Source organism: Pseudomonas sp. AL10, assembly GCF_029960685.1.
Lineage (GTDB): Bacteria > Pseudomonadota > Gammaproteobacteria > Pseudomonadales > Pseudomonadaceae > Aquipseudomonas > Aquipseudomonas lactis.
The window spans coordinates 365,598-381,077 of the sequence record NZ_JASBQZ010000001.1 but is presented as its reverse complement, the minus strand read 5'-3'; the positions used below and the strand labels follow the sequence as shown (position 1 = coordinate 381,077).

8 protein-coding genes are annotated in these 15,480 nt (G+C 60.1%); 1 reads left to right on the top strand and 7 read right to left on the bottom strand.

Features of this window, described 5'->3' with window-relative positions:
- Nucleotides 1–8: 8 nt before the first annotated feature.
- Nucleotides 9–455 (bottom strand): GNAT family N-acetyltransferase, encoded by a 447-nt coding sequence (locus tag QK296_RS01780; protein ID WP_003195716.1) that lies wholly within the window; start codon nucleotides 453–455, stop codon nucleotides 9–11.
- The gene (locus tag QK296_RS01775; RefSeq protein ID WP_003195715.1) at nucleotides 452–1,090 is read right to left on the bottom strand and encodes an FMN-binding negative transcriptional regulator; all 639 of its coding nucleotides are present in this window, start codon (nucleotides 1,088–1,090) and stop codon (nucleotides 452–454) included. The genes QK296_RS01780 and QK296_RS01775 overlap by 4 nt, the downstream gene beginning before the upstream one ends.
- 87 nt (nucleotides 1,091–1,177) lie before the next feature.
- On the opposite strand from QK296_RS01775, the gene QK296_RS01770 reads away from it, so the two are divergent.
- The gene (locus QK296_RS01770) at nucleotides 1,178–2,716 is read left to right on the top strand and encodes a PLP-dependent aminotransferase family protein (protein WP_003195713.1); all 1,539 of its coding nucleotides are present in this window, start codon (nucleotides 1,178–1,180) and stop codon (nucleotides 2,714–2,716) included.
- A 7-nt stretch (nucleotides 2,717–2,723) separates the two neighbouring features.
- Here QK296_RS01770 and QK296_RS01765 read toward each other — a convergent pair whose 3' ends face one another.
- The 5 genes from QK296_RS01765 to QK296_RS01745 all read right to left on the bottom strand — a co-directional run bounded on the left by QK296_RS01765 (nucleotide 2,724) and on the right by QK296_RS01745 (nucleotide 15,437).
- Nucleotides 2,724–7,334, bottom strand: coding sequence for a DUF6543 domain-containing protein (locus QK296_RS01765; protein ID WP_282390535.1), 4,611 nt, complete (start codon nucleotides 7,332–7,334; stop codon nucleotides 2,724–2,726).
- 140 nt (nucleotides 7,335–7,474) lie between these two features.
- Entirely contained in the window at nucleotides 7,475–12,064 is a 4,590-nt protein-coding gene (locus QK296_RS01760) for a hypothetical protein (protein ID WP_282390534.1), read from the bottom strand.
- Between the two features lie 124 nt (nucleotides 12,065–12,188).
- On the bottom strand, nucleotides 12,189–13,280 hold the full coding sequence (locus tag QK296_RS01755) for a polyamine ABC transporter substrate-binding protein (protein WP_003195708.1): 1,092 nt from the start codon (nucleotides 13,278–13,280) through the stop codon (nucleotides 12,189–12,191).
- Nucleotides 13,277–14,311, bottom strand: coding sequence for a histone deacetylase family protein (locus QK296_RS01750; protein ID WP_003195706.1), 1,035 nt, complete (start codon nucleotides 14,309–14,311; stop codon nucleotides 13,277–13,279). Before QK296_RS01750 ends, QK296_RS01755 begins: the two co-directional genes overlap by 4 nt.
- Nucleotides 14,312–14,444: 133 nt before the next feature.
- The gene (locus QK296_RS01745) at nucleotides 14,445–15,437 is read right to left on the bottom strand and encodes an AraC family transcriptional regulator (RefSeq protein WP_003195702.1); all 993 of its coding nucleotides are present in this window, start codon (nucleotides 15,435–15,437) and stop codon (nucleotides 14,445–14,447) included.
- Between the last annotated feature and the right edge of the window lie 43 nt (nucleotides 15,438–15,480).

Below are 15,480 nucleotides of genomic sequence, written 5' to 3'. Positions count from 1 at the left end.
TGCGCTCCTTAGAGACCTTTGCGAAATTGAATGAAGCCTGGGCGTTCGGCGATGCGCTCGTAGAGCTGGATCGCCGTGGCGTTGGTCTCATGGGTCAACCAGTGCACCTTGCAGCAGCCATCGGCCTTGGCGGTGGCGTAGACGAATTCGATCAGCTTGCGACCCACGCCCGTGCCACGTTGGGCCGGGTCTACCAGCAAGTCCTGCAGGTAGCAGGAGTTCTCGATGCTCCAGTTGGAGCGATGGTAGATGAAGTTGACCATGCCCACCGCCTTGCCGTCCTGCCAGGCCAGTGCCGAATGGGTCGGCTCGCTGGGGTCGATCAGGCGCTGCCAGGTGCTCTGGCTGACGGCGTCCGGCAGTTCGGTGTTATAGAACTTCAAGTACGCCTGCCACAGCGGCAGCCAGGCGGCGTGGTCGGCGGCGCTGACCTGGCGAATGTCGATCAAGCTCATTCTGAAACTCCTTGGGGAATAAAGCGGGCCAGGGTCTGGTCGCGTACATCGGCACTGGCGGCCAGGCCGTCACGGACACCGGCCATGTCGGCGGCGCTGCGGTTCTGGCTGAGTTTGCGTTTGCCCACCAGGCGCTCGATCGGCAGGGCGAAGCCGACGATGGCTTTGAGCATGCCGTCAATGTAGTCCGCCGGTGCGTCGCTGACACGCCAGGGCTGGGCGCGGCCGCTTTCATGGCGGTCGGTAAGAGCCGTGACCACCTTGAGCAAGCGCTCGGCGTCGCTGAACACTTCGGGCTTGCCATAGGCGTGCACGGCGATGTAGTTCCAGGTTGGCACCACTTTGCCGTGCTCGGCCTTGGCGGGGTAAAACGCCGGGCTGATATAGGCCTCGGCACCCGCGAAGATCACCAGTGCCTCACTGCCGTTTTGCAGCTCGCGCCATTGCGGGTTGGCCTTGGCCAAGTGGCCGTACAGCGTGCCGTTGGGACCTTCATCGGGGTTGAGCAGCAAGGGCAAATGGCTGGCTTGCAGGCCGTTTTCACCCACGGTGACCAACTGCGCCAAGCGGGTGTGCTGGATCAGTTGCTGGATTTCGGGCAAGTCATCGAGAGCAAAGGCGCGGGGTGTGTACATGGAGATTTTCCTTGGCGAATGCCTGCATCCTAGGCAGGCTATTGGTTCGTTGTAAGAGCCATCTAGCGCTAATTTCATAGGTCCAATATGCCGCCCATTTCGCCGCCGTTGTCCTTCAACCCTGCCGGTATCGAGTTGGACCGCCGCCAGGGCCTCACGCGCCAGCTTTATGAGGCCCTGCGCCAGCGGGTATTGGATGGGCGATTGGTCAGTGGCACGCGGCTGCCCGCGACCCGCGATCTGGCGGCGGCATTGTCGATTTCCCGCAACAGCGTGGTGCGCGCCTACGATCAGCTGTACGCGGAGGGGTTTATCGAAAGCCGGGTCGGTGATGGCACCTATGTTGCCCAATTGCCGATGGCCAAAAAATTATCCACAAAAGTATCCACAGGGTTGTCAACAGGCTTATCCCCAGGGTTATCCACAAAATGGGCGAATTTGCCCGAGGATCTGGATGACGAAGTTATCCACAGTGCCGGGTTGGCGCGGGTGAAAGACCACCATCTGCCACAGCCGCCGTTGGGACCGCCTCGGGCATTTCGGGTGGGCGTACCCGCCTTCGACCTGTTCCCGTTTGAGGTCTGGGCCAAGCTGAATGGGGCGTTCTGGCGCAAGCCCGACCTGGAACAGCTGTGCTATGGCGACCCGGCAGGCGATGGCCGCCTGCGCGGTTTGATCGCCGCGTACCTGCGCAGCTCGCGGGGCATGCAATGCACGGCTGAACAAATTGTGATCACCAGTGGCGCACAGCAGGCCATCAGCCTTTGTGCACAGTTGCTGGTGGAACCCGGAGAGGGTGTGGCGGTGGAAAACCCCGGCTATCGCGCGGCCGGCCACGCATTTGCTTTGGCGGGCGGGCGGCTGCATGGCGTGCCGGTTGACGGCGAAGGCATGGATTGCCAGGTGCTCAGTACCCTCAATGATTGCCGCGTGGCGTATGTCACGCCTTCCCATCAATACCCGCTGGGCGTGGTGATGAGCCTGGCGCGGCGCCTGGAGCTGTTGGCCTGGGCCGAACGTTCAGGCGGTTGGATCGTGGAAGACGATTACGACGGCGAGTACCGCTACAGTGGTGCGCCGCTGTCACCGTTGGCTGCGCTGGATCGCAATGGCCGCGTGCTGTACGTCGGCACCTTCGGCAAAGTGGCGTTCCCGGCGTTACGCCTGGGTTATCTGGTGTTGCCACCAGGCCTGGTGCAAGCCTTCACCCGGCGCCGCGCCGTGGATATGCGTCATTCCGAAGTCAGCACCCAGGCGGTGATGGCCGAGTTCATGGCGACGGGGCATTTCCAGCGTCACATTCGCCGCATGCGTCGCGCTGCGTTGAGCCGACGCAATGCCTTGCTGGCCGGTTGGCCCGACGGGTTGCCCGGCGTCGGCGTCTTGCCCAGTGTGGCGGCGGGGCTGCACATGACGGTGCGCGTGGATAGCCTGGCCCGTGAGCAGGCGCTACTCACTCAGGCCCACGCGGCCGGTGTGGAAATCAACGGCCTGAGCAGCTATTGGCTGACCGGCCCCAGCCCACCGCCGGACCAGCGTGCCGGCCTGGTGATGGGTTTCGCCGCCGTGCCCGAAGCCGACATCGCACAAGCGCTGGCCCGTTTGCGCCAGGCGTGGTTGCCGTAAAACGCGTTCAGCTTTTGAAGAACAGTGAAGTGGCCAGTGGTTTACCAATCCTGCGGCGGTGAATCTCGATGGTGTCCCAGTCGCTGGGGCCGGTACGCTGGCGAGCACCTCCTAAGCGTTGTTGTTCGCGGGTCTTCAGGTGGTCTGCGGTGAAGTCCTCCAGCGCCGCACCTTTGGCGTCATAGTGAAAGTGCGCATACCACAGCACCGTGCCGCTCTCTTTATCGCGAATCTCGTACTCGTCCAGATAGTCCTTGTTGGGCCCTTTCAGGGCACGGCGGCTGACGACCTTGACGATACTGATCAGCCCTTGGCTGTGCAGCCACTCGACACGCTCGGCGGTGGGTGCTTGATGCTTGATCATCTCGATGTAGGTTTTTCTGCCTAGCCGATAGAAGCGTTGCGCGGCATCGCTGAGGTCGCGGTTGGTCGTGGCGGCGGAAGTATGATCGCTTTCGGTGAGGTTGCGCTGGGTCAGGGCTTCTTCGATGTTGTTTGAGGCTCTTTCCAAGTCTCTTGCATAGCCATCGAACATATCTTGAATGTCCTGCGGGGCATGCCAGGGTTTCTTGGTGAAGCTCTGGTATTTGCGGATTTCCGCTTGTTCGCCATCCAACAACGCTTGGCCTGCGTTGATGCTGATGTCCAGGTCCACGGTGGCAGGCGTGGGCTGCTGTGACGGGGTTTTCTCCCTCTTGACCCAAACACCGGGTGCCTTCTCGTGGAACGTGGCGATCACCTTGCCGGTCATGCCTGTCTTGACATCGACCAGCGTACTGTCGCTTTCACGCGGTTCGCCCATCACCAAGCCGTGATGGCGCGTTTTGATCACTTTGCGCCGTGGTGGTGGTTTTGCCTTTGAGCTACCGGGTTTGGGCTCCAGGTTTTTTCTCTCTCTGAGCAACTGTGCCAGGTCGTGCACGGCCCGCTGCTTGAACTCGTCAATCTGCTGGCGAAAACTTTCCAAACGGCTTTTGAGCAAGTGCTGCGGGTAATCGGCATGCAGGTCCAGCAGGCGTTCATCAGCGCTGGAAAATTGCTCAACCAGGCTGTTGAGTACGTCAATACGCTCCTCCAGCGACGTGCTGTCGGCCCGTTCCATCATCTCACTGAAACTTTCGACGTTGAGTTCGGCGGTATCGGCGATCTGGCCCATCCGTTCACGTAGCGTGGCGGGAATCTGGCGCTGCTCTTCATCGATACACAGGTAACGGACCAAGCCGATTTCCAGGGATTTGAGTTCATCGAGATTGAGCTGCGGTAACTCCTGCTTGCTTTTCAGAATGACTGCGGCGCCTGCATCCCCCAGCTCTTCGAGATCGTCGAACCGATCATTTATGAAGGTCAATCGCTCGAGGATCGCCTGGTTCTGAATGGACAGGGCTTGTGCGGTGCTTGCCTGGCGTTTGTAGTCAATGTCTACCTCCGCTTCGAGGATTGAAGATGACGCCCTCAAGGCAACTTGGTAGCTCACCAACTGCTGTTGCAAGGCAAGCTGTGTCAGTTGCACCTGTTGTTTCAGATACCCGCTCATATTGCTCTGATAGGTAGGTACGGCGTCGATGGTACTCAACGACTTCAACTGGCTGATCGCTTCGTCGTACTCCGTCATCCGGCTATCGACTTTGCCGATGAACGACGCACGCCGCAGGTCGGTGGAAGGGCCGGGAGTTGCGTCCGGCGCAGGCATTGATTCAAGTACGTCCAGCTGTTTACTGGCGGCAACTGCGTCAAAGGTGTTGAGCTGGGCCTTAAGTTGCGGGATGCGCTCAGTTTGGTTGACCTTGACGGCTCGGCGTTGTTTTCGAAGGCCTGCGCCGCGCAGCCGCAGCCGGACGTCGACAAACCATTGGCCCGCCAGGTTGCCGATCAACGGTGGGCCGGTACGCAAGGGGTCCTTGGGGTCGACGATAATGACGCTGTCGTTGTCATCCACCTTCACCTCGAACCAACGCTCGCCCACCGGCGCATACCACTTGTCTGCAAGCGGATAGAGATTCAGGTGACGACCGGGGGTCTTGTCTTGTTCGCCCAGCATCTCGGGTTTGGCGATGTTGAAGCTGTCGAGTGTCGTGCCCAGCCCCAGGCGGCTATGGCTCAGGGCACCGCGGGTGTGCACGGCGCCTTGATGCTGGGCGGGCAGTTGGTTGTCGGTAAGAGTGGCCTGTTGTACGGCGGTGTATTTTTTCTCGGTAATAGCCGGTTTGCCTGCTGTTTCGATCGTCGTTGTCGCGGATTCTGCCTCGGTTGTGGGGGTATCGAATCGCTTGAGCGGGCGCGGGTGGCGTAGGGCGATGTGCAGCGTCAGTGCCATGCCCAAGTTGAGGAACACATCCGCCAACGCTGTCCAGGAAGCGCTCTGGTCACCCTTGTTCACCGCCTCCCCGGCAGCTTGCAGATCGTCCATGATTTGCCAGATCCAGGCGGCAACCCCGAGGGTGCGGCCCATGAAGGGCAGGGCGGCATTGAATATCTGCCAGCCGGCATGTCGCAACGTCGCCCAACGTTTTTGCACGTTGGACACTGACTGGCGTGTAGCCAACTCGACCATCGCATTGGCGTTGGTCTTGAATAGCGTCGTCAGGGTGTCATTACCCACTTCTTCATCGCTCAGCGTTATCGGGCCGCTCATGTAAAGCACGGTGAGCGGTTCTACCAGCGCGCGCACCACGGTCCAAGGCGAGGGCAGGGTGTCTGGAAAAACGTATTGGGCATAGTTGAAGCGCTGTGCTTCAGGCAACCAAGCCAACACCGACTCGCGCAAGGCGTGCTCGTGTTTGATGGCGTATAGCAGGTTTTGCCGCGACGCAAATTGCATCAGGGCCGGTTCCATCAGGGGTCGATAAAGTATGCAGGGGCCAGCCTCGGAACGCCTCGGGCCGATCACGAACATATTGGCGACCACATCTTGCTCATGGCCAGGGCGCAGGGTGGGCATGAAAGCCAGGTTTCGGATGACGATTGGCTGTCCGTCGACATGGCGCTCATGTACCTCGGCGTGCACCACCGCGGCGACGTAGCGGTAACCGAGCTCATCGATGCCGTTCTGATTGCGGATTTTCATCTGCAGGGCCAACAGCGGCAGTTGGATTTGCAGGTGGCGGGTATAGAGCTGCTGTCGGTGGCTCGATTGCTGCGGGTCATCGAGCAGTTTCTGTTTGACCAGGGCTGGGTAGTACTGGCCGATGTCGATGTCTTCGATGACGTCTTTCAGATAACGGTAGGTCAGCCAGGCGGGTGCGTTATTGTCCTTGCCGTTGTAGTGCACCGTCGCGTTGCCGGTGGGCAGGCCGGTAAGGTTTTCCAGGGCCAGGTCGATCAGGCTGCGACGAGTGATATCCACCGCCCCGGGAACGACAAACGTACCCCACAGCACCGGGCTCTCGATCACAATCTCAACTTTTTCCAGGTTCAGGTTCACGTCCTTTTCGGGGGCGCGGATACGGCTTTGCAACTGTGACAGGGCATAGTCACGAATAGGAGGGATGCCATCCTGAAAGGTCTCCCCATGGTAATGGCTATGCAGGAGGGCCATGTCGATCAGGTAACGGCTGTAAGCGGTAGTATCAGAGTCGGTCGCCGAGGCTAGCCAATCTGGAATTTGCTGATGAACCTCGCGGATATTCGACAGTTGATGGTCGCTCATCTCTTCGATGCTGGGCATGATACGGACGAGGGTGGGGGCCTGCATCTGCTCCGGCAGACGGGATTCGCCCAGGCTGCCGATGGCTTGGATCTGCAGCGAAATCAAGTTGCAGGCCAGTGCATCGAAGAAGTTGCCGTCAGGCTCGTACAGGCGCCATTGCAAGGTGGTGTCCTGCTCTGGCGCACTCAAGCGCGCGGGCAGCGAGGCGCCGAACTTGTCCAGTGACTCGAACGTCTCGTATCCGTTCACCAACGAGTACGTGAGGACCATCTGGCGCTTGTCGTGCTCGCCCACCAATACGGTGAGGTCCAGAAAGCTAGTGTGGTGGGGCTGGCCGTCCTTGAGGATATCGATATCTACCAGGTAGGCATGGCTGTCGTAAGGGTCTTTCAGCGATCGCCTGGCCCGGTCGGGTTCCTGGAAAACCGTACGGGCCATGGTGCATTCGTGTTCACCCAGGCCTTGCTCTTCAGTGATGTTCCATACCTTTTTCAGGGTGTTGGAAAAGGCCTGCCAGCGCGGACCGGTGCTGTCGTTGGAGGCGTTCCAGAAGTCCAACTGCTGTTCCTGTGCGGCGGTGAACAGCAGGTCGGACAATTCGTTGATCAGGCGGGCGATGTCATCGATTTTTACCGCCAGATGCACAGGCACCGCAGCGTTCGGTTGCAACGTGAGGAAGTGTTGGCCGTCGATGTAGGTCACTCTCTCGTCGGACAGTGCCTGATGTGCCAACACCGAAGTGAGTGACTCGACAAAGGGCGGCGCGCGCTCTATGGCGTTGTCGACCACCTGCCATTGAGGGCTGACCACCACGGCCAGGTCGGGATCGATGTTGAGCGTGGGGTACAGCTCCTTGAGTGCCGAGCGCAGTGTGGCGGCGGCGACTTCCCGGGTGGAGGGGCCGGTGGTCAATTGGGTGAGCACTTCATAGGTACTGGGTGGGCGGTGGTTGTTAGCGATGTCATTGGGCATGTGCCGCTCCTCTGCATTCGATGGCCCGGACGGGCATCAGGAGTCGGCAAGTTAGCGAGCGCCGGTGTGACGAGGGCGGTAGATACGTCGAGGCGCAGCCGTTCAGTGTGGGACAAGCACCCTCGCCACAGGTGGGTGATTTATTTCACGTTGAAAAACAACCGTCGTGCCTGGTCCAGATTGATTTCGCTGAGATAGATCGCGGTTTTCTGCTTCTCGCTAAGGCCGTTGAGGGTATCGGCTTCTTCGCCCCGCCCGTGCTCTTGTGGCGTTTTGAGGCGTGCGCGCAAAAACGCCTTGGCGGGCACCCAGTCGGTGGAGTAATGGAAATGGGCATACCACAGCACGCTTCGGTCGTTGCGGTTACTGATGGTGTACTCGTCCAGATAGTCCTTGTCAGGGCCTTTGATTCGGCGGCGCTTGACGGTTTTCTTGATGACGATCTCGTTGTTTTGCATCAGCCATTCCACACCTTGCACAGTGGGTGGGTGCTTTTTGATTAACAGCGACTTGTAGCTTCGCGCCTCGCTGTAAAGGGCTTGCACTGCTTCGCTGAGTTGTTTGTTGACAACCGCCGCTGAGCCTAGGCGGCTGTCGGTGATATTGCCTTCGGTCAAGGCCTGTTCAATGTTGGCCGAGGCCTGCTCCAATTTCAGCGCGTGCTGGTGATACAGCCATTCGATGCCGATGGCGCTGCGTTCCGGCTTGGCCGCTTGCTCGGCGGCACGTTGCTTGAAGGCTTGTAACTGGTCTAACAGATCTTGTGCCTGATTGACGCAGGTGGCGACATCAAGGGTAGGGGGGGACGATGCTTCGACGGGGCTCTCGCGCTGCACCCAGATGCCTGCGGGTTTTTCGTGAAAGGTCGCGATGATCTCGTCGTTGAGCGGTGATCTGATATCCACCAGTCCGGTTTCCTCGCCTAGGGCTGAGCGGCGGGGCTCCCCAATCAGAACGCCGTTGTAGCGCGTATAGATGATTTTTTTCCTGGTTTTTGGAGGGGTGGGTGGCGGTGTGGGTCGGCTTCTGAGTGCTTCGCGGGCATTGTGCAGCAACTCCAGGTGACCCACGGTTTCGTTGTAGAAACCACGGACTTTTTCACGCAGGCGTGTGAGCGGGCTGGTCAGCGCGACGTCGTTGAACTCCTGGGCAAAATCCTGCAGGCGTTCATCAATGATGTTGAATTGCTCCACCAGGCTGGCGAGGATTTCGATGCGTTCGTCCAGCCGCGACTCGCTGCGCTCCAGCAGACTTTCACGAAAACTCAGGATGGTCAGGTCGGCGCTGTCGACAATACGGTCGAGGGCATTCCACGCATCCAGTGCGGTGGTGCTGCTCTCGTCCACGCACAGGTTACGCGCCATCGTTACCTGCAGGGCCCTGAGGTATTGGGCGGTGTAGGCCGGCAAGTGCTTGCGGTGCTCGCGAATGGCTTCGAAGCCTTTCTTGCCCATTGCCCTGAGTTGATTAAAGCGCGATTCGATGTAATTGAGGCGCTCGATCATGTCCTGGCTCATATCGGTCAGGGCCCGGGCATCGTCAATCTGACGATCCTGCGGGTGGCTGATCTGATGCTTGATCTGGTCCAGCACGGCTTCGAGCTTGGGCGTAAAGGTGACTTGAGCCTCGCGTATCCCGGTTTCGCTCAGCTTCAGCTCGGCGTCTACATAGCTAACGGCTTGCTCCTGATAGGTTGCGGTCGGCGCGAAGACGTTCAAGATCTTGAGTTGTTGCAGCGCCGATTCGTAGCTGTTTCTCTGGGTTTCGAGTTTCTGCAGGTAGGTGTGACGGCGGGCCTGGGCCGACGTGCTGGCCTGAGGATCGTCCATGGCCACTCGCGCCTGTTGCAGCTGCTCTTGCGTGGCCGTCTTGTCTTGCTCGAATTGTGACAAGCGCTGTTGGGCCTTATCGGCCTCGGCCTGCGCGTCGGTCTGCGACTTTTGCTGCTGTTTCTTGGGGCCGCCGCCGCGCAAGCGCAAGCGTGTGTCGATGAACCATTGGCCCCTGGCGTTGTGGATCAATGCCGGGCCTGTGCGTTCAGGCTTCTTGGGATCGATGATGACCACCGGCTCATCCTCGCCGACGCTCACCTCGAACCAGCGCTCCCCCACGGGGGCGTAGTAGTGCTGCGCCTGGCGGTACAGGTACTGGTACTGGCCTTCGGCAGTTTCAACGGTGCCCAGGTTTTGCGGTTTACTGACCTTGAAGCTGTCGAGCAGTTTGACGAGTTCACCTGGGGCGCGCTTGATTGCGCCATCGATGTGCAAATGAGGTGCGGGCAGCTCATGAGATGCCGACGGCTGTTGTTTGACCGTGACGTCTTTGGCGGTTGTCGCCTTCGGCAATGCTGGCCTGGACTTGCGTGGGTAACCGGGGCGGTGGCTGCGGCTGGCGACGTGCAAGGTGATTGCCATGCCCAGATTGAGGAGCACATCGGTGAGCGCCGACCACTCGGCCTGCTTTTCACCGTGTTCCTGAGCCTCGATAAAGTTCTGCAGTTGATCGACCACCTGCCAGATCCACGCCGCCGTGCCTACGCTACGACCGAGAAAAGGCAGCACGAGATTGAAGATCAGCCAACCGGCGCGCTTGAAGGTGGCCCAGCGGTTTTCGGCGTTGGAGACCGATTGCCGATCGGCCAGTTCGATCAAGGCATCAGCGTTGGCTTTGAACAGCGCGTAGAACCGATCGCCGTTGAGTACCTGCTCACCCAGCGTCATGGGCCCGCTCATGGTCCACAGCTTATCGGGCTCTATCAGGGCATCGGCTACCTGCCAGGGGGATGGCAGCGTGCCGGGAAATACATAATTGGCATAGTCGCTGCGCACGGCTTCCGGTAGCCAGGCCAGCACCGACTCGCGCAGGCTGCTCGACTGCGAGATCGCATAGATCAGATTGGCCGGTGACGGGAACTGCATCAGTGCCGGCGTGAACATCGGCCGATACAGCAGGCAGGGTCCCGCCGCCGGGTCGTCGGGGCCGATCACATACATGTTAGCCACCGTGTCCAAAGAAGCCGACGTGCGCCGTAATGGCCGGAAAGCCAATGGCCTGAGCACAAGGGTTTGTCCGTCCACTAGACGGTCAGTGGGGTCGTCCTGTAAGACGGCGGCCACGTAACGGTAGCCACGCTCGTCGATACCTTCCTGCTGGCGAATCTTGGCTTGCAAGGCCTGCATCGGCAGCTGGATACGCAGGTGCTGTTTGAAGAGCGTTTTACGGCGCGAGGATTCCTGCGGGTCATCCAGCAGTTTCTCTTTGACCAGGGCGGGATAGGTGCTGCCGATATCGACAGCGGTGACCAGTGATACAACATAATCCGCGTCCAACCATTCGGGCAGGTTGAAGCCATTTTCGGTCTTGAGAGAGCGATTACCGGTCGGCAGCGCAATCAGATTCTGCAGGGCCAACTCGGCCACGCTGAAGGTGCTGGTGTCGAACTGACCCGGCACCACGAAGGCGCCCCAGATGACCGGGCTTTTTACCTCCAGCCGGATTTTATCCAAGGGAACGTTGGCGCTGTCAGGATGATCCTTGAGCATTTGCGCTTTGGTCATCTTCAACGCGTACGCTTCGATGGAAGGGATATCGTCCAGGTAGGAGCGGCCGTCGTTCTGGCTGTGCAGCGCAGCGAGGTCCTTCAAGTGGCGAGCGAAGAAATCCTGGTCTGCGTTGGAGGCATTCATCAACCAATCGGGCAATTGGCTCTGATACCACGCAAGGTCGGGGCTTTTATCCGTCGCAAGGGGGACGACGGCGGGCGGCGTGCCCACTGCGACATCAGCGGCGTGGGTGTGATGCACGTCTGAAAAATCAATGTCACCCACGGCCTCCACCAGCACAGACACCAACGCGCAAGCTTGCTGATCAAAAAAATTGCCCTCGGGTTCGTACAGGCGCCAATGGATTTCCTGCTTTGCGGTAGAGCCCGGCAAATGCTCAGGCAGCGAATGGCCCAGTTGCTCCAGCGAAGGGAATTTTTCATAACCCTTGAGCAGCGAATGCATGAGGATCGAGGTTTGCCCTTCATGTTCGCCGAGCAGTACCGCGATCACCACCTCATTGCGGTGTGTCACTTGTTCTGCGTCGATTCGGTCGATTTCAATCAGGCAGGCCTTGAGGTTATAGGGGTCTTTACCCTTGCGGTCGGCTTTATCGGGGGACGTGAACAGGGTGCGCGCCATGGCGCATTCGGTGGCGCTCCAGTCATCGGCGGTCTCAACGTTCCAGATCGCTCGCAATACGCTCGACAGTCGCTGCCAGTGAGCGCCGTTGCCGTTGGTCTGGTTCCAATAATCGACCAGCTGTTGCTGGAAGGCCCGCAGCATGACCGGGGCCAGCACGTTGAGGGTCTTGGCTATTTCACAGATGCGCACGGGCAGGTGCACCGCTGGTTCGACGATCGGTTGCTGGGTGAGAAAGTGCTCGCCCTCGATGTACAGGGCGGGCTCGGCCACGACGGCCTGTATCGCGAGGATTTCACTGAGCGACTGATAATGCGTGGGGCCGGCGACGATCTCATTGTCGATCAATTGCCAGGTGGGTGTACCGACCATGGCGATGTCCGGGTCAATATCCAGCGTTGGGTAGTGTTCTCGCAGCGACTGGCGCAACAAGTGGGACGCGGTCTCCCTGAATGAGGGACCGACGTAGAGTTCGGTGAACAGCGCTGAACGTTCATCCAGGCGCTTTGCGTTCGTAGAGGGCGTGTTTGCAGCGGCTGAGGTCATGAGGCTTCCCTGTCTGGCCGATTGATGGAAATAACCCGAGGTCCAGGCTCGGGATTTCCATGCTAGGGCTCGGCCAGCCGGGGAGGCGGTGCTTACGTAGGCCTACTGTAAAATCTGCAGGGCGTTACCTGCCGGATTTGATCTTGGTCCAGGCCCGCGTCCTGGCGCGTTCGGCTTTGCTGTCCAGGGGTTTGAGGGTATAGAGCGTGGCCATGGCTGCGTCGGTCGGGTACAGGTTGGGGTTGTTACGAATGGCTGGTTCGACCAACCCGCTGGCATCCTTGTTGGGGTTGGGGTAACCGACAAAGTCGCTGATCGGCGCGATCACGTTGGGTTGCAGCAGGTAGTTGATAAAGGTGTAGGCGTCGCCCGGGTTGCTGGCGCCCTTGGGGATGGCGAGCATGTCGAACCAGATCGGCGCGCCTTCCTTGGGCAGGCGCATGTCCACGGTCACGCCATTCTTGGCTTCCTTGGCACGGTTGGCGGCTTGGGAAAAACTGCCGGAGTAGCCCACCGCCACGCAGATATCGCCGTTGGCGATGTCGGCCATGTATTTGGAGGAGTGAAAGTAGGTGATGTACGGGCGGATCTTCATCAACAGGGCTTCGGCCTTGTCGTAGTCCTTGGGGTTGCTGCTGTTGGGGTCCAGGCCCAGGTGCTGCAAGGCCAGGGGCAGGATCTCCGAGGGCGAGTCCAGCAGGGCGACGCCGCATTGCTTGAGCTTGCTGATGTTCTCTTCCTTGAAGATCAGGTCCCAGCTGTCCACGGGGGCGTTGTCGCCCAGGGCCGCCTTGACCTTGGCTGGGTTGAAACCGATCAGGATGGTGCCGTACATGTAGGGCACGGCGTATTGATTGCCGGGGTCGTTGGCCTCGATCAGCTTCATCAGCTTGGGATCGAGGTGGTTCCAGTTGGGCAGTTGGCTGCGGTCCAGGGGCTGGAACACGCCGGCTTCGATCTGTTTGGCCAGGAACACGTTGGACGGTACCACCACGTCATAGCCGGAGTTGCCGGTGAGCAGTTTGGCTTCCAGGGCTTCGTTGGTGTCAAAGATGTCGTACACCAGCTTGATCGACGGGTGCTGGGCCTTGAAGTCTTCCAGCGCCTTGGGCGTGATGTAGTCGAACCAGTTGTAGACCTTCAGGGTTTTTTCTTCGGCCTGGGCTGCGCCGCTGACAACCACGGCGCACAGGGCGAGCGACTTGAGTATGTTCATTGGGCTGCTTCCTCGAAACCTTCCAGCACGTTGACGGCGTTGATGCCGATTTCTTCCACCGCGTAGCCGCCTTCCATCACGAACAGCGTGGGTTTGCCCAGGCGCGCAATGCGTGCGCCCATGGCTAGGTAGTCGGGGCTGTCGAGCTTGAACTGCGAGATAGGGTCGTCCTTGAACGTGTCCACGCCCAGGGACACCACGATGATGTCGGCAGCGTAGCGCTCGATCTCGGCGCAGGCCTGTTCCAGCGCCGCGCTCCAGGCCTGCCAGCCGGAGCCCGCCGGCAACGGATAGTTGAAATTGAAACCCGCGCCTTCGCCTTCGCCGTGCTCATCGGCATAACCGAGAAAGAACGGAAACTCTGCCTCCGGATGGCCGTGAATCGAGGTGAACAGCACGTCGCTGCGCTCATAGAAAATCGACTGCGTGCCGTTGCCATGGTGGTAATCCACGTCGAGGATCGCGACCTTTTTGCAGCCCTGATCAAGGAACGCCTGGGCCGCGATGGCCGCGTTGTTGAGGTAGCAATAACCGCCCATCAAATCGCTGGCGGCGTGATGCCCCGGCGGGCGGCACAGCGCGAAGGCACTATGGGCGCCATGGGCGATAGCGGCCTGGGCGGTGAGGGCAACTTGTGCTGCGCTGTAAGCCGCTTGCCAGGTGCCGGCGGTGATCGGCGCGCCACCGTCGAAGCTGTAATAGCCCAACTGGCCGTGCAGGCTGGTGGGCAACACGCGGCGCAACGTGCGCGCAGGCCAGGTGTAAGGCAGCAGGTCGCCGTCCTGGCCGTATTCGGTCCAGCGTTGCCAGGCGCCTTTGAAGAAGTCGAGGTAGTCGCGGCTGTGGATACGTTGCAGCGGTGCCAGGCCGAAATCCTCCGGGGCCTGCACCGGGCCCAGTTCGCGGTCCTTGACCCGTTGCAGCACATGGTCGGCGCGCGAGGGCATTTCGAAGCAGGGCATCAGTTGCCCGTCCATCAGCTCACAGCGGCCATGGTGCAGGTGGTGATCGTCCGAGTAGATCGTCAGCATGTTGTTGTTCTCCGCAGGCTGTATTCGTGAGTGCAGTCTTGCGGCGCACGCGGTTTATGAGAACGACAGGAGCGGCCAAAAGGGGATCAATATGGCCAAAGTGTGTGTCCGCAATTCGCCCCTCATTGGCGCGTCATGCACGAAATTGGCTCGGCGTGACGCCGCTCCAGCGCACGAACGCATGCCTGAAGCTTGCCGTTTCGCTGAACCCCAGCGTCTCGGCAATCCGGTGGATCGGCCACAGGCCGTTAGCCAACAACTGTTTGGCGCGTTCGAAACGCAGCTCATCGAGCAGTTCCTGATAGCTGCAACCCAGGTTGTGCAGGTGCCGGCGCAGGGTGCGCGCAGAACAGTTCATCTGCTGAGCCAGGCCATCGAGCCCAGGTGCGGCGTGCAATTGTGCAGCCAGCAGCTGGCGGATTCGCCCCAGCCAGGCCTCGCGCCCGGTGAATTCGGTGTTCTGTTTGCGGCAACGTTCGACCATGGCCTGGTGGGTGACCGCGTCGGCCAGGGGCAAAGGTTGGGCGAGCCAGCGTTTATCAAAGGCGAACGCGTTGGCGATAGCCTGAAACTGCAGCGGGCAGTCGAAGCTCTCGGCGTAGCGGGCCTGATAATCCGGCGCATCGTGCTCGAACCGAGCGCCCAGCAACGGCAGTGGATGGCCGAGCAGGTCGTCGCAAATGACCTTCAGTGATCCCAGGCACAGCTCGACATTGAAGGCAGTCAGTGCCGGGTTTTCGCGGTAATCGCCGGCCGTGAACCAGATACGCTCGCCGTCCTCTTCCAGGCTCAGTTCGAAGAGTGTTCCCAACAGCGCCGGATACCGCAGGGCCAGGCGCAAAGCGTCACCGAAAGTGGCACTGGTGAGCAGGGCATAGCCCAGTAGGCCGTACGAGGAAACATGCATACGCCGTCCAACGATCAGGCCGATATCACGCTGATGGGCCACGGCATTGGCACACACTTGCATCTCCTGATGTGTGGCGATACGCGTGTCGGCGCGGCTCAAATCCGCCGCACAGATGCCGCTGCCGGCCAGCAATGCTTCAGGGGGCAAGCCTTCGACCTCGAAGGTACGCAGCACTAGGGAAACGGCATTGAGGGTGGTGAGGTGGGAATGCAGCATGGGAACTTCCAGCCAGGGGATAGCTGGAAGTGGAGCAAGTTAC

Bases quoted from the DNA above. Each gene is read 5' to 3' on its own strand.
- QK296_RS01780 (WP_003195716.1), bottom strand. From the start codon at position 455: ATGAGCTTGATCGACATTCGCCAGGTCAGCGCCGCCGACCACGCCGCC.
- QK296_RS01775 (WP_003195715.1), bottom strand. From the start codon at position 1,090: ATGTACACACCCCGCGCCTTTGCTCTCGATGACTTGCCCGAAATCCAG.
- QK296_RS01770 (WP_003195713.1), top strand. From the start codon at position 1,178: ATGCCGCCCATTTCGCCGCCGTTGTCCTTCAACCCTGCCGGTATCGAG.
- QK296_RS01765 (WP_282390535.1), bottom strand. From the start codon at position 7,334: ATGCCCAATGACATCGCTAACAACCACCGCCCACCCAGTACCTATGAA.
- QK296_RS01760 (WP_282390534.1), bottom strand. From the start codon at position 12,064: ATGACCTCAGCCGCTGCAAACACGCCCTCTACGAACGCAAAGCGCCTG.
- QK296_RS01755 (WP_003195708.1), bottom strand. From the start codon at position 13,280: ATGAACATACTCAAGTCGCTCGCCCTGTGCGCCGTGGTTGTCAGCGGC.
- QK296_RS01750 (WP_003195706.1), bottom strand. From the start codon at position 14,311: ATGCTGACGATCTACTCGGACGATCACCACCTGCACCATGGCCGCTGT.
- QK296_RS01745 (WP_003195702.1), bottom strand. From the start codon at position 15,437: ATGCTGCATTCCCACCTCACCACCCTCAATGCCGTTTCCCTAGTGCTG.